This is a genomic window from Pseudomonas sp. GGS8 (genome assembly GCF_024168645.1).
In the GTDB taxonomy this organism is placed as follows: Bacteria; Pseudomonadota; Gammaproteobacteria; order Pseudomonadales; family Pseudomonadaceae; genus Aquipseudomonas.
The window spans coordinates 1,033,183-1,045,577 of sequence record NZ_JALJWF010000001.1; the positions used below are offsets into that span (position 1 = coordinate 1,033,183).

General features: G+C 60.9%; 13 protein-coding genes. 5 read left to right on the top strand and 8 right to left on the bottom strand.

From position 1 onward, the window contains the following. Positions 1-57: 57 nt before the first annotated feature. The 6 genes from J3D54_RS04600 to J3D54_RS04625 all read right to left on the bottom strand — a co-directional run bounded on the left by J3D54_RS04600 (position 58) and on the right by J3D54_RS04625 (position 7,390). Positions 58-1,515, bottom strand: coding sequence for a D-aminoacylase (locus J3D54_RS04600; RefSeq protein WP_253416873.1), 1,458 nt, complete (start codon positions 1,513-1,515; stop codon positions 58-60). A 1-nt stretch (position 1,516) separates the two neighbouring features. After that, positions 1,517-2,377 carry a MurR/RpiR family transcriptional regulator gene (locus tag J3D54_RS04605; protein ID WP_253416874.1) on the bottom strand — a complete coding sequence of 287 codons (861 nt, stop codon included), beginning with the start codon at positions 2,375-2,377 and terminating at the stop codon, positions 1,517-1,519. Between the two features lie 15 nt (positions 2,378-2,392). Further along, a complete protein-coding gene (locus tag J3D54_RS04610) occupies positions 2,393-3,742 on the bottom strand; it encodes a gluconate:H+ symporter (RefSeq protein ID WP_253416875.1) in 1,350 nt (449 codons plus the stop codon). A gap of 217 nt (positions 3,743-3,959) precedes the next feature. Then, entirely contained in the window at positions 3,960-5,405 is a 1,446-nt protein-coding gene (locus J3D54_RS04615; protein ID WP_253416876.1) for a SulP family inorganic anion transporter, read from the bottom strand. Positions 5,406-5,611: 206 nt separating this feature from the next. Beyond that, positions 5,612-6,523: a LysR family transcriptional regulator gene (locus J3D54_RS04620; protein WP_253416877.1), complete on the bottom strand. Its 912-nt coding sequence runs from the start codon at positions 6,521-6,523 to the stop codon at positions 5,612-5,614. A 276-nt stretch (positions 6,524-6,799) separates the two neighbouring features. Then, entirely contained in the window at positions 6,800-7,390 is a 591-nt protein-coding gene (locus J3D54_RS04625; protein WP_253416878.1) for an NAD(P)H-dependent oxidoreductase, read from the bottom strand. 160 nt (positions 7,391-7,550) lie between these two features. On the opposite strand from J3D54_RS04625, the gene J3D54_RS04630 reads away from it, so the two are divergent. Beyond that, on the top strand, positions 7,551-7,865 hold the full coding sequence (locus tag J3D54_RS04630; RefSeq protein ID WP_028939933.1) for a putative quinol monooxygenase: 315 nt from the start codon (positions 7,551-7,553) through the stop codon (positions 7,863-7,865). Here J3D54_RS04630 and J3D54_RS04635 read toward each other — a convergent pair. Continuing rightward, positions 7,855-8,619 (bottom strand): sulfite exporter TauE/SafE family protein, encoded by a 765-nt coding sequence (locus J3D54_RS04635; RefSeq protein WP_253416879.1) that lies wholly within the window; start codon positions 8,617-8,619, stop codon positions 7,855-7,857. The genes J3D54_RS04630 and J3D54_RS04635 overlap by 11 nt on opposite strands. Before the next feature lie 224 nt (positions 8,620-8,843). On the opposite strand from J3D54_RS04635, the gene J3D54_RS04640 reads away from it, so the two are divergent. The 4 genes from J3D54_RS04640 to J3D54_RS04655 all read left to right on the top strand — a co-directional run bounded on the left by J3D54_RS04640 (position 8,844) and on the right by J3D54_RS04655 (position 11,237). Then, the gene (locus tag J3D54_RS04640; RefSeq protein ID WP_253416880.1) at positions 8,844-9,728 is read left to right on the top strand and encodes a LysR substrate-binding domain-containing protein; all 885 of its coding nucleotides are present in this window, start codon (positions 8,844-8,846) and stop codon (positions 9,726-9,728) included. Between the two features lie 45 nt (positions 9,729-9,773). Beyond that, a complete protein-coding gene (locus J3D54_RS04645; RefSeq protein WP_253416881.1) occupies positions 9,774-10,349 on the top strand; it encodes an NAD(P)H-dependent oxidoreductase in 576 nt (191 codons plus the stop codon). 48 nt (positions 10,350-10,397) lie between these two features. Next, on the top strand, positions 10,398-10,769 hold the full coding sequence (locus tag J3D54_RS04650) for a MerR family transcriptional regulator (protein WP_253416882.1): 372 nt from the start codon (positions 10,398-10,400) through the stop codon (positions 10,767-10,769). A 123-nt stretch (positions 10,770-10,892) separates the two neighbouring features. Continuing rightward, positions 10,893-11,237, top strand: a complete 345-nt coding sequence (locus tag J3D54_RS04655; protein WP_007900627.1) for a cupin domain-containing protein — start codon at positions 10,893-10,895, stop codon at positions 11,235-11,237. Positions 11,238-11,506: 269 nt separating this feature from the next. Here the strand turns inward: J3D54_RS04655 and mmsB are convergent, their stop codons facing one another. Continuing rightward, positions 11,507-12,394 (bottom strand): 3-hydroxyisobutyrate dehydrogenase, encoded by an 888-nt coding sequence (mmsB, locus tag J3D54_RS04660; protein WP_253416883.1) that lies wholly within the window; start codon positions 12,392-12,394, stop codon positions 11,507-11,509. Between the last annotated feature and the right edge of the window lies 1 nt (position 12,395).

Consider the following 12,395-nt stretch of genomic DNA (forward strand, 5'->3'; position numbering starts at 1 on the left):
GTCAAAAGATCGTCCGAACACGGCCCGAACCTTCGGTAGCGCCTACGAAGGCGGCGATCAATGAAACCCTTTACGCAAATCCCCTTCCCGTGCCAGAAACCGTCCTTCCCTTCTGCCGTTCGCCTGCCCATCGTGGTAACTCAAGGCACCGTTGATCCACACCCCATCAATCCCTTGCGCCGCCCGTTGCGGATCGTTGAAGTCGGCCACATCGCAAATCGTCGCAGGATCGAACAACACCAGATCCGCCCAATACCCTTCACGGATCTCGCCACGTTCCTTCAAGCCAAAGCGTGCCGCCGACAGTCCGGTCATCTTGTGCACGGCGGTGTGCAGCGGAAACAGGCCGACGTCGCGACTGAAATGTCCGAGCACTCGTGGGAACGCGCCCCACAAGCGCGGATGTGGAAACGGGTCTTCCGGCAAGCCGTCGGAGCCGACCATCGACAGTGGGTGCGCGAGGATGCTTCGTACATCGGCCTCGTCCATGCCGTAATACACCGCCCCCGCCGGTTGCAGTCGACGGGCGGCTTCGAGCAGAGCAGTGCCCCACTCGGCGGCGATGTCCATCAGATCCCGACCGCCCATTTCCGGGTGCGGCGTGGACCAAGTAATGGTGATGCGGTGGGCGTCGGTGACTTGCTTGAGGTCCAGCGTCGAAGAGCTCGCCGCGTAGGGATAGCAATCGCAAGCCACCGGGTGGGTTTTCGCGGCGTGTTCAAGGGACGCCAGCAGTTGCGGACTACGGCCCCAGTTGCCAGCGCCGGCACATTTGAGGTGGGAAATGATCACCGGCGACTGTGCATGGCGTCCGATGCGGAACGCCTCGTCCATGGCCTCCAGCACCGGTTCGAACTCACTGCGTAAATGCGTGGTGTACACCGCGCCGAAGGCGGTCAGCTCTTCGGTCAATTGCATGACCTCATCGGTGGATGCCGAGAAGGCGCTGGCGTAGGCCAGGCCTGTGGATAAACCCAAGGCACCGGCCTCAAGGCTGTCGTGCAGTTGCTCGCGCATCGCGCTGATCTCATCGGCGGTCGCCGTGCGAAACAGGTCGTCCAGGTGATTGCTGCGCAACGCGGTGTGCCCCACCAGCGCGGCCACGTTCAGCGTGGTATTGGCCGCTTCGACGGCGGCGCGATAGTCGCTGAAGCGCGGATACACGAACGCCGCGGCGGTGCCGAGCAGGTTCATCGGGTCCGGCGGATCACCGCGCAAACTCACTGGCGATGCGCTGATCCCGCAGTTGCCGACGATCACCGTGGTCACGCCCTGACTGAGCTTGGGCAGCATCTGCGGCTGGCGGATCACCACCGTGTCGTCATGGGTGTGCACATCGATGAAACCTGGTGCCAACACTCGGCCAGCGGCCTCGATTTCGTCGATGGCGCGAGCGTCGTGCAAGTCGCCGATACGCTCGATGCGGCCGTTCAGAATCGCCACATCAGCGGGGTAACCGGGCGTGTTGCTGCCATCGATAATCAGCGCATTGCGGATCAGCGTGTCGTACGTCATGTCAGTCTCCCAGCGGCAAGTGATCGTCGCCGCCGCGGTAATCGTCCAGGGCCAGTTTGATCCGCCGCAGACGTTCTTGATTGTCTTCAGGACTGGCCAGCGCCAACTCGGTGGCGAGCACGTCGATGGCCAACAACATGCCGTAGCGCGCCGCCGTGGGTTTGTAGATGAAGGACGTCTCGGCGCTTTGCAGCGGTAACAGCACATCGGCCAATTGCGCCAGCGGCGAGTTGGCGCGGGTGATGGCGAGAATTCGTGCGCCGTAGCTGCGCGCCAACTCCACCGCTTCGAGCAGTTCGGGCGTGATGCCGGTCAGCGAGCAGGCGATGATCGCGTGTTCGGCGCCAAGGCTGGCGGCGGTGACGCGCATCATCACCGGGTCGTGGCACACCGCAATCGGGTAGCCGAGGCGCACCAGGCGCACTTGCAGTTCATCGCTGCACAGGGTCGAGCAGCCGCCCATGCCGAAGGCGTGAATCATCCGTGCCTTGCCCAACAGTTTCACCGCATCGGCGAAGCGCGATTCATCGAACGCCGCCAGATGCTGACGTAAGGTTGACTCGATATCGCCGACGATCTGCCCATAGAACGCCGACTGTTCGGGCGTGCCCGCCGGGTCCAGAAAACGGCTACCGACGCCACTGGCCTGGGCCAGTTGCAGGCGCAAATCCCGCAGGTCGCGGCAACCGACTGTACGGGCGAATCGCGACAGCGTGGCGGTGCTGACTTCTGCTCGCTGCGCCAGCTCATCGAGACTGGCGGACGCGGCAAATCCTACGTCGTCGAGCATCAGCCGAGCGATACGTCCTTCACCGGCGCTGAAGGATTCCTGACGAACGCGGATCTGATAGAGGATGTCCATGGCGGATGGCTCCGACTAAAGCAGGTAAGAAAGGCCTACGGTCAGGCCGAAGGCGACCAGCGAGATCAGCGTTTCAAGCACTGTCCAGGTCTTGAAGGTCTGGATGACGGTCATGTTGAAGTATTCCTTGATCAACCAGAAGCCGCCGTCGTTGACGTGGGAAAAGATAACCGACCCCGCCCCCGTCGCCAGCACCAACAACTCCGGATGCGGATACCCCAGCCCCATGGCCACCGGCGCGACAATCCCTGAAGCGGTGGTCATGGCCACGGTGGCGGAACCGGTGGCGATGCGCATCAACGCGGCGAACAGCCAGCCCATCAACAGCGGTGACAACTGGAATTCATTGGCCAGGCTGACGATCTGATCGGTCACGCCAGCGTCCACCAGAATCCGGTTCAAGCCACCGCCGGCGCCGACCAGCAAGGTGATGCTGGCGGTCGGCGCCAGGCATTCATTGGTGAACTTGAGGATCGATTCGCGGTTGAAGCCCTGGGCCAGGCCGAGGGTCCAGAAACTCAGCAAGGTCGCCAGCAGCAAGGCAATCACCGAGTTGCCGATGAACAGCAGGAACTGATTGAAACCGCTGCCCGGTGTGGAGATCAGGTTGGCCCAGCCGCCGATCAACATCAGCACCACCGGCAACAGAATGGTCGCCATGGTGACACCGAAACCCGGCAGGCTGTCGCGCGGCTCACGCTCGAGGAACTGGCGCTCCAAAGGGTTATCCGCCGGCAGTTGAATGCGCGGCACGATGAATTTGGCGTACAGCGGACCGGCGATGATCGCGGTCGGAATACCGATCAGAATCGCATAGAGCAACGTCTGCCCCACCGATGCCTGATAGACCTGCACCGCCAGCATCGCCGCCGGGTGTGGTGGTACCAGCGCGTGGACCACCGAGAGCCCCGCAACCATTGGCAAACCGACCATCAGAATCGATACGCCCACCCGCCGCGCCACGGTGAATGCGATGGGCACCAGCAAGACAAAACCGACCTCGAAGAACAGCGGCAGCCCTACAAGAAAGGCGATACAGACCATCGCCCAGTGGGCATTTCTCTCACCGAAACGGTCGATCAACGTGCGTGCCACCTGCTCGGCGCCACCGGATTCGGCCATCATCTTGCCGAGCATCGTGCCCAGCGCCACCACCAGCGCAATGTGCCCCAGCGTCTTGCCAACCCCGGCCTCGTACGCCCCCACCACCCCCGAAGGCGGCATCCCCGCCAACAGCGCCAGGCCGATGGACACCAGGGTGATCACGATGAAGGGATTGATCCGGTAACGGGCGATCAGAACGATCAGCGCAATGATGGCGATGGCGGCATAAACCAACAGCCAATAGCCGAAGGAAAGCGTCATGCGGTACTCCTCGAAAGGGTCACGTCGAATGGGTTATGAAACTCATAAATCATTTCGATGCGTTACTTTCAAACGACGTGAAAGTAATTTTCGTGGAGGGATATGGGATGTCGTGCAGAGGTATGGGAAGTCGCGGGTTATGAAAATCGGACAGTGGAATTTTCATCCCTCTACGCTGATCGTTCCCCCAGAACGTGGGAACGATCACTCATCGATTTCAATCGTGATGCTCGCGCGCGCGTTTGAGTAGTTTCTTGCAGCGTTCGGACAAGTGCAGCACGCGTAGCTGCTTGCCAGCCTTGGTGTAGCGCTCGCGCAATGTCTTCAGTGCGGCGATGGCCGAATAGTCGATAAAGCTCAAGTGGCGACAGTCGACGGTGACCACGGACGGGTCATTGGCGGGATCGAACTGGTTGAGAAAAGGCGTCGTCGAGGCGAAGAATAACGTGCCATGCAGGAGGTAGAGCTTGCTGCCGTCGGCTTCAACGTGACTGTCGGCATACAGTTCGCGAGCCTGTTGCCAGGCAAAGTTGAGCGCCGCAATGATAATCCCGCACAACACGGCGATGGCCAGATCGGTGAACACCGTAATCACCGTGACCGCGATGATCACCAAGACATCGTTCAGCGGCACCTTGTTCAGCACCCGCAGCGAAGCCCAGGCGAACGTCTGCTGCGACACCACGAACATCACCCCGACCAGTGCGGCCAGCGGGATGCGCTCGATCAGCGGCGAAAGGAACAGCACAAACAGCAGGATCATCCCCCCGGCTACCGCACCGGACAGCCGACCGCGACCACCGGAGCTGAGGTTGATCACGGTTTGCCCGATCATGGCGCAGCCGCCCATACCGCCGAACATACCGGAGACCACATTGGCAGCGCCCAATGCTACGCACTCGCGATCCGGGTAACCGCGGCTCTCGGTGATCTCATCGGTCAGGTTCAAAGTCAGCAGAGTTTCCAGCAGACCGACCAATGCCATCAATATCGCGTAAGGGGCGATGATGCGCAGGGTTTCCAGGCTCCAAGGGATGTCTGGCAAAGCAAATCCCGGCAAGCCACCGGCAATGTGCGCCATGTCGCCCAGGGTGCGGGTCGGCAGGCCGAGCAGGTAAACCGCCAGCCCGACACCCAGAATCGCCACCAGTGCCGGCGGCACGGCCCGCGTCAGGCGCGGCATCAGGTAAACGATGGCCATCGTCAGCGCCACCAGCCCGATCATCATGTACAACGGCGCACCACTCAACCAGGCTTCACCGCTCTTGAAGTGCTCCAACTGGGCCAGGGCAATGACGATCGCCAGGCCGTTGACGAAGCCAAGCATCACCGGGTGCGGCACCATGCGCACCAACTTGCCCAGCTTCAGCAGACCGAACGCCAGCATGATCAGCCCGCCCAGCAGCACCGTCGCCAGCAAATACTGGACACCGTGTTGCACCACCAACGCAATGATCACCACGGCCATCGAGCCAGCGGCACCGGACACCATCCCCGGCCGCCCACCGAAGAGCGCAGTCAGGGTGCAGATGATGAAAGCGCCGTAAAGCCCCATCAATGGATTGAGGTGGGCCACCAGCGCGAAAGCGATACATTCGGGGAGCAGGGCGAAAGAGGTGGTGAGTCCGGCCAGGACATCGGCGCGCAGACGTTTGGGTTTCATGGTTTACCTAAAAATACAGGCGGAAAAAGAGGGACGCGGATGTTACGGAATTGACGGCGGGCCGGCCAGTGAATGGCGGGCCGAAAACGCAATCGCGAGCAGGCTCGCTCCCAAAATGGACTTGCGTCGCTTCACAATAATGGGATCAACACAGAACCAATGTGGGAGCGAGCCTGCTCGCGATGAACGATAACGCGGTCGGCGAATCAGCCCCTGAAATCGGCAATCGCATAAGCCGCCAACTTGCCCTGGATGAAGTCCAGAAAGCACTGGATCCGCAGGGCCAGTTGCGAGTTGCGGTAGTACACCGCGTTGATGGGTTGGCGATATCCGCTGTTGAACCCCGCCAGCAGCACCTGCAAGCGACCGGCGCGGATGTCGTCGATGGTCATGAAGTGCGACAGGCAGGCAATGCCCTGACCGGCCAGCGCCAGGTGCCTGACCGTCTCGCCACTCGACGCGCTGATCGACGCCTGAATCGGCCAGCGGTCACCGTGGACATAGCGCAGTGGCCATTGGTTGAGGCCTTCGTTATGGGTAAAACCCAGCAGCGTGTGCTCGCTCAAATCCGCGACAGCGCTCGGTACGCCGTGTTGTTCCAGATACGCCGGGCTGGCGACGATGTGCAGCGGGCTGCAACCCAAGGAGCGGGCATGCAAGGTCGAGTCAGCCAGCGTGCCGATGCGAATGGCGATATCGGTGCTTTGTTCAAGCAAATCGATGATCAGGTCATTGCTGTTGAGTTCGAGCTGGATGTCTGGGTAGAGGCGGCGGAATTCATCGATGTACGGCACGATGGCGTGCAACATGAACGGCGAGGCGGCGTTGATTCGCAGACGCCCGGACGGGGTTTGCTGGCGTGAGGACAGGCGTTCTTCGAGCTCGTCCATCTGATCGAGAATCAGTTTGGCGTGCTCGAAGAAGTACTTGCCCTCCTCAGTCAGGTCCATGCGCCGGGTGGTGCGGTTGATCAGTGTGGTGTCGAGTTTCGCCTCCAGCCGCGACAGCGTGCGGCTGACCGCCGACGGCGTTTGCCCGACCTGTTCGGCCGCAGCCGAAATCGACCCGCACTCAATCACGCAGACGAAAATCTGTAACTCGTCGGATCTGGCTTTCACGTGTGTCCCTTATCAATGGTCCTGCGGCGCTCTAGTGTGGAGGGGGGTCACCTGTGGCAAGGGAGCTTGCCTGTGGCGAGGGGGCTTGCCCCCGTTCGGCGGCGAAGCCGTCGTAAAATCAGTGACTGCGGACTGTCTGAACCACCGCGGTGGCAGATTCTGGGTCCGCTTCGCGCACCAACGGGGGCAAGCCCCCTCGCCACAGGGCCCCCTCGCCACACAAGTCCCCTCGCCACAGATTCGGTGCCTGCTTCAGATATCGATAGTAGCTGAGCGTTATGCCTTAAGGCCAAACACCTCGGTCAAGTGCCGCTCATAACGCGCCACATCAGCTTCGATGTTCGGACGTTTCATCACATCGACACACAAAAAGGTCGGCAAACCGGTCATGCCGAGGAAGGTGTTGGCCTTGTGGAACGGCAGGTACACCGCGTCCACGCCCTTGGCTTCGAAGAAGTCGGTCGAGTCGTCGAAGGCTTGCTGCGGGGCGTTCCAAGTCACCGACAGCATGTATTTTTTACCGTGCAACAAGCCGCCGCTGCCGTACTTCTGCGACGCGTCGGAACGCGTGCGGCCGTCGCTGGCGTAGAGGCTGCCGTGGCCTTCAGTGAAGACTTCATCGACGTACTTCTTGACCGTCCAGGGCGCGCCCATCCACCAGCCCGGCATCTGATAAATGATCACATCGGCCCAGAGGTATTTGGCGACTTCTTCGGCGACGTCATAGCCCTCGTCGATGAACGTGGTTTTCACATCCACACCACCGCGATCCAGCACGCTCAACGCTGCTTCGTGCAGCGTCGTGTTGTAGCGACCATCGGAGTGCGCAAATTTTTTGCCGCCATTGAGCAACAGAACTTTTTTCATGAGAAATCTCGCAAGGTTGAAATTCGATGGCGGCAGCGTAGCGATCAGCCTCGCGCGGAATAAGCGCCCAATCCGCAAAACTAATTTGACCTATACGCACGAATTGACAGGCGATTATTGCAGTAGATTTGCAGCGATTCTGACTGTTAAGGAGTTTCTGATGAGCGAACTGCAAGGCTTCATCCTGCACGCCAAGACCCGCCCGGAAAAAGCCGAGGCCTTCGAAGCGTTCTTCCGTGCCTACGTCGAACCGAGTCGCGCCGAACCCGGTTGCATCGAGTACCACATGCTGCGAGACAAACAGGACCCGACGCTGTTTATCTTCTACGAGATCTGGCAATCCCAGGCCCATCTGGACGTGCACTCGAACCTGCCGCACATGAAGCAGTTTCTCGACATGCGCATGGAGTATCTGGAGCGGGATTTCGATATCCGCCCGATCGAAATGCTCAGCACATCGTCCGCTAGCCGCTGATCAGCAAATGGCCGCCGAGCACGCCGAGGCCAATGAAGAACACGCGCTTGAACGACACGGCGCTGATCCGCTGGCGCAGCCATTGCCCCAGCAACATGCCAAGCACCGCCGGGATCAGCGCCAGCAGCGACGCGCTCAACTCGCCACCGCCGAGGGCGCCGCGCCATAACAGGCCCGCAGCCAACGCGAGGGTCGAGACGGTGAACGACAGGCCCAGCGCCTGCACCAGTTCATCTTTGTTCAAACCCAGCGCTTGCAGATAAGGCACCGCCGGAATCACGAAGACACCGGTGGCCGAGGTGATCACGCCCGTCAGCCCCCCGCAGAGCGGACCGAGCCAACGTTCGGTGCGACCGCCGACGCGCAAGGTCGGCAGGAACAACCCGCTCAAGGCGTAAATCAACAACGCCACCCCCAGCCCCCGCACCACCCAATGCCCACCGGCCATGCCAACCCACACTGTGCCGGCGCCTGTGCCGATGAAAATCGCCAGCAGCATCGGCCACAACCGGTGCAACAACCCGCGCAAATGACCGCCGAAGGTCAGTTGCCAGACGTTGGTCAACGTCGCGGGAATGATCAACAATGCCGCAGCCTGCGACGGTGCCATAGCCAGACCGAGCAAGCCCATGGCAATGGTCGGCAGACCGAGGCCGATCACGCCTTTGATCACCCCGGCCAGCAGGAAAGTGGCGACAACCAATAAAGACAAGGCCAAGCCCAGATGTTGATAGAACGCGGCAAGAGTATTCATGGGGCTATCGTGGGCTCTGAAGGATGCCTTGAAAATCTGCCATATACTGAGGCTGCCTCTTGAATGGGTAGAGGCTGGAATTTTCGTTGCAACTGCTGACGCCTTCGCGGGCAAGCCTCGCTCCACAGGGGATCTGTGATCGCCAGAACGACATAAATCCTGTAGGCGCGAGGCTTGCCCACGAAGACATCCGCCCAGCCCACAAACCTCCCGAGGCTGTAACAATGCACTTCGACCTCACCGACCTGCGCCTCTACCTGAACATCCTCGACACCGGCAACATCACCGCCGGTGCCGCCCGCAGCCATTTGTCCCTGGCGGCGGCGAGTGCACGAATCCGCGCGATGGAAGCTTCACTGGGCATCGAGTTTCTTGAGCGAGGTCGTCGCGGCGTCAGCCCGACTCCAGCCGGCAAGGCCCTGGCGCAGCACGCCAGAGTCCTTCTGCAACAGGCCGAGCGCATGCGGCAGGATCTGATCGAATACGCCAAAGGCGTCAAAGGCCAAGTGCGGTTGTTGTGCAATACCACAGCAATCACCGAGTACCTGCCGGAGTTGCTGGCAGACTTTCTGCGTGACCATCCAAACCTCGACATCGACCTGCAAGAGCTGCCCAGCACACGCATCACCCACGCTTTACGTCAGGGCGCGGCAGACCTTGGGATCGTGTCCGACGCCGTGGATACCGATGGCCTTCAAACCCGCTATTTCCGTGACGATCCGCTGGTGCTGATTCTGCCGCGTGATCACCCCTTGGCCGACACCGGACCGCTAAGTTTCAGCACCACTTTGCAGCACGATTACGTCGGCCTGAACGCCAACAGCGCCTTGGCCGTTTACCTGGAAGAACAGGCCCTGCACAGCGGCTTGCGGATGCAGGTCCGCATCCGCGCCGATGGTTTCGAGGGCGTGATGCGCATGGTCGCCCGAGGTGCCGGGCTGGCGATCGTGCCCTTGGCGGCGGTCGAACGCTGGTCGGCTGAAACGCCATTCAAAAGCGTCGCACTGGAAGAGCCGTGGGCCCGACGCAAACTGTTGTTGTGCGCCCGGGACTTCGCCGTTCTGCCCGGTTATGCCCAGGCCTTGCTGAGCGCCTTGACTCTCCCCTGAGGGGCAGACTTTACCCTTGAGGTTTCATCTTCAGGGACCACTACGGTGAGCAAACGAATTCTGGTGATTCTCGGTCATCCGTCGAGTAACAGTTTCTGCGGCGCACTGGCCGAACGCTACGCACAATCGGCGTTGCGTGCCGGGCATGAGGTGCGCCAGCTATGGCTGGGCAATATGAGCTTCGACCCGGTACTGCGTGAAGGTTATCAACAGGTGCAGCCGCTGGAAGCTGACCTGCGCCGCGCTCAGGCGGACATTCTGTGGGCCGAACACCTGACCCTGGTCTACCCGATCTGGTGGGGAGGCGTACCGGCGTTGCTCAAGGGCTTTTTCGATCGGGTGTTCCTGCCGGGTTTCGCCTTCAAGTACCGCGAAGGCAAAGCCTTCCCAGACAAACTCCTGCGCGGTCGCAGCGCGCATCTGCTGGTGACCATGGACACGCCACCCTGGTATTACCGCTGGATCTACCGCATGCCCGGGCTGCACCAGATACGTAAAACCACCCTCGCCTTCTGCGGCATCGAACCCCGGCGCACTCTCACGTTCGGCCCGATTCTCGGCGCAAGCGACAGTCAGCGTGAGGCTTGGTTACGGCAAGCCCAGGCTATCGCCAGCCACTGAGTGTGCCGATAATGCGCCGGGTGTTACCACCGCAAAAAGGGACTTTTCATGTACATCGGCCAAGCCGCACAACGCTCCGGGACGACGATCAAGAGCATCCGCCATTACGAGTCGATCGGCTTGCTGCCGGCCGCTCAACGGCAAGGCAGATACCGTGTCTATGACCAACAAAGCGTCGACCTGCTGATCCTCATCAAGTGCGCTCAACAATTGGGTTTCAGGCTCAAGGAACTCCAGGCGATCTTTACCGGGCATCAAGGCCGGGCGATGCCCTGGTCATTGGCGCAGCAGGCCATCGATGCCAAGAAGTGCGAAATCAGCGAGAAGATTGCCGCACTCAGGCATCAACACGAGCAATTGGTCGAGTTCGAGAGCACCTTCCTGCAGGCCCGAATCGATTGCCCACTGGAAAGTCTTTGAGGGTACCGCGCGTTTCTGGACAGCTCGATGTCGAATACAGACAACTGAGCGGAGCATGGGCGCTATAGGGTGCGACTTCAGTTCTTCAGTACCACTTTCTATATTCCAAGGCCCGGAGTCCACATGACCGCACCGATTACCGTTCTTCGCGACACTCACCCGTTGCCCGTGCTCGACGCCTGCAAATGGGAAAAGCTCGAAGGCGATCCGCACACCGTCAACCTCAACGCGTACACCAGCGAAGATGGCAGCAAGATCATGGGCACCTGGATCTGCACGCCGGGCAAGTGGTATGTGGAATACGTGAAGTGGGAGTACTGCCACTTCCAGGAAGGTTACTGCATCATCACCCCGGAAGGCATGGCACCGATCCACCTGCGCGCCGGTGACATCTTCGTCATCGAGCCGGGGATGAAAGGCACGTGGGAAGTGGTTGAAACCGTACGCAAGTATTTCGTGTTTGCCTGATGCAAAAAACCGAGAGACCACCCGACGTGGTCTCTCGGCAAATATTGAATACGCCGCACCCGTGGCGAGGGGCTTTTGTGGCGAGGGGGCTCGCCCCCGTTCGGCGGCGAAGCCGTCGTCAAACCTGCCGACGCGGTATGACTGAAGGGATGCAGAAGGGAGCGCTCCGCACTCCAACGGGGGGCAAGCCCCCTCGCCACAGGCAAGCCCCCTCTACACAGGCAAGCCCCCTCACCACAGACAAGCCCACCAGCCATAATTCCGCCCCGTTATTGGGGTTTGCGATAGCTGTTGATGATCGCCGAGAAGTCCTTGCCGCCGTCCCCACGCTGGCTCATCGCCTGATACAACTGCTGGGCCACCGCGCCGAGCACGACCGGTTGGTGCGCCTGACGTGCCGCCTCAGTGGCCAGCCCCAGATCCTTGAGCATCAATTCAGCACCGAAACCGCCGGTATAACCGCGCGAAGCTGGCGCCGTTTCGACGATGCCCGGCCACGGGTTGTACATCTCCGAACTCCAGCAGCGCCCGGTGGAACTGTTGATGACGCCCGCCAGCACGGTTGTGTCGATACCCAGTGCGCTGCCCAGCGCCATGGCTTCGCTGACACCGACCATGGAAATCCCCAGCAGCAAGTTGTTGCAGATCTTGGCGATTTGCCCGGTGCCGACTTCGCCGCAATGGACGATGTTGCGGCCCATCTGCGCCAGCACCGGTTGCAGAGTGGCGAACAGTTCAGGCGTGGCGCCGACCATGAAGGTCAGCGTCCCGGCCGCTGCACCGCCAGTGCCACCGGAAACCGGGGCATCGGCCATGGCCACGTCTTGTTTGGCGGCCGCCGCGGCAACATCACGCGCCGTCTGCGGATCGATGGTGCTGCAATCCACCGCTGGCACGCCTTTGGCGATTCCCGCCAGCACGCCGTCTTCACCCAGCCAGACACTGCGCACATGGGCCGCTGCCGGCAACATGGTGATCACCAGTTGCGCGTCTTTCGACGCTTCCTTTGGTGAAGTGCTAATGGTGCCGCCGAGTTGAGCCAGTTCGGCCAGCACGGTTTGATTGAGGTCAAACAGATTCAGCGAGTGGCCGGCCTTGATCAGGTTTCGCGCCATCGGCGCGCCCATGTTGCCGAGACCGATAAAAGCGATTTTCATG

Bases quoted from the DNA above. Each gene is read 5' to 3' on its own strand.
- J3D54_RS04600 (WP_253416873.1), bottom strand. From the start codon at position 1,515: ATGACGTACGACACGCTGATCCGCAATGCGCTGATTATCGATGGCAGC.
- J3D54_RS04605 (WP_253416874.1), bottom strand. From the start codon at position 2,377: ATGGACATCCTCTATCAGATCCGCGTTCGTCAGGAATCCTTCAGCGCC.
- J3D54_RS04610 (WP_253416875.1), bottom strand. From the start codon at position 3,742: ATGACGCTTTCCTTCGGCTATTGGCTGTTGGTTTATGCCGCCATCGCC.
- J3D54_RS04615 (WP_253416876.1), bottom strand. From the start codon at position 5,405: ATGAAACCCAAACGTCTGCGCGCCGATGTCCTGGCCGGACTCACCACC.
- J3D54_RS04625 (WP_253416878.1), bottom strand. From the start codon at position 7,390: ATGAAAAAAGTTCTGTTGCTCAATGGCGGCAAAAAATTTGCGCACTCC.
- J3D54_RS04630 (WP_028939933.1), top strand. From the start codon at position 7,551: ATGAGCGAACTGCAAGGCTTCATCCTGCACGCCAAGACCCGCCCGGAA.
- J3D54_RS04635 (WP_253416879.1), bottom strand. From the start codon at position 8,619: ATGAATACTCTTGCCGCGTTCTATCAACATCTGGGCTTGGCCTTGTCT.
- J3D54_RS04640 (WP_253416880.1), top strand. From the start codon at position 8,844: ATGCACTTCGACCTCACCGACCTGCGCCTCTACCTGAACATCCTCGAC.
- J3D54_RS04650 (WP_253416882.1), top strand. From the start codon at position 10,398: ATGTACATCGGCCAAGCCGCACAACGCTCCGGGACGACGATCAAGAGC.
- J3D54_RS04655 (WP_007900627.1), top strand. From the start codon at position 10,893: ATGACCGCACCGATTACCGTTCTTCGCGACACTCACCCGTTGCCCGTG.
- mmsB (WP_253416883.1), bottom strand. From the start codon at position 12,394: ATGAAAATCGCTTTTATCGGTCTCGGCAACATGGGCGCGCCGATGGCG.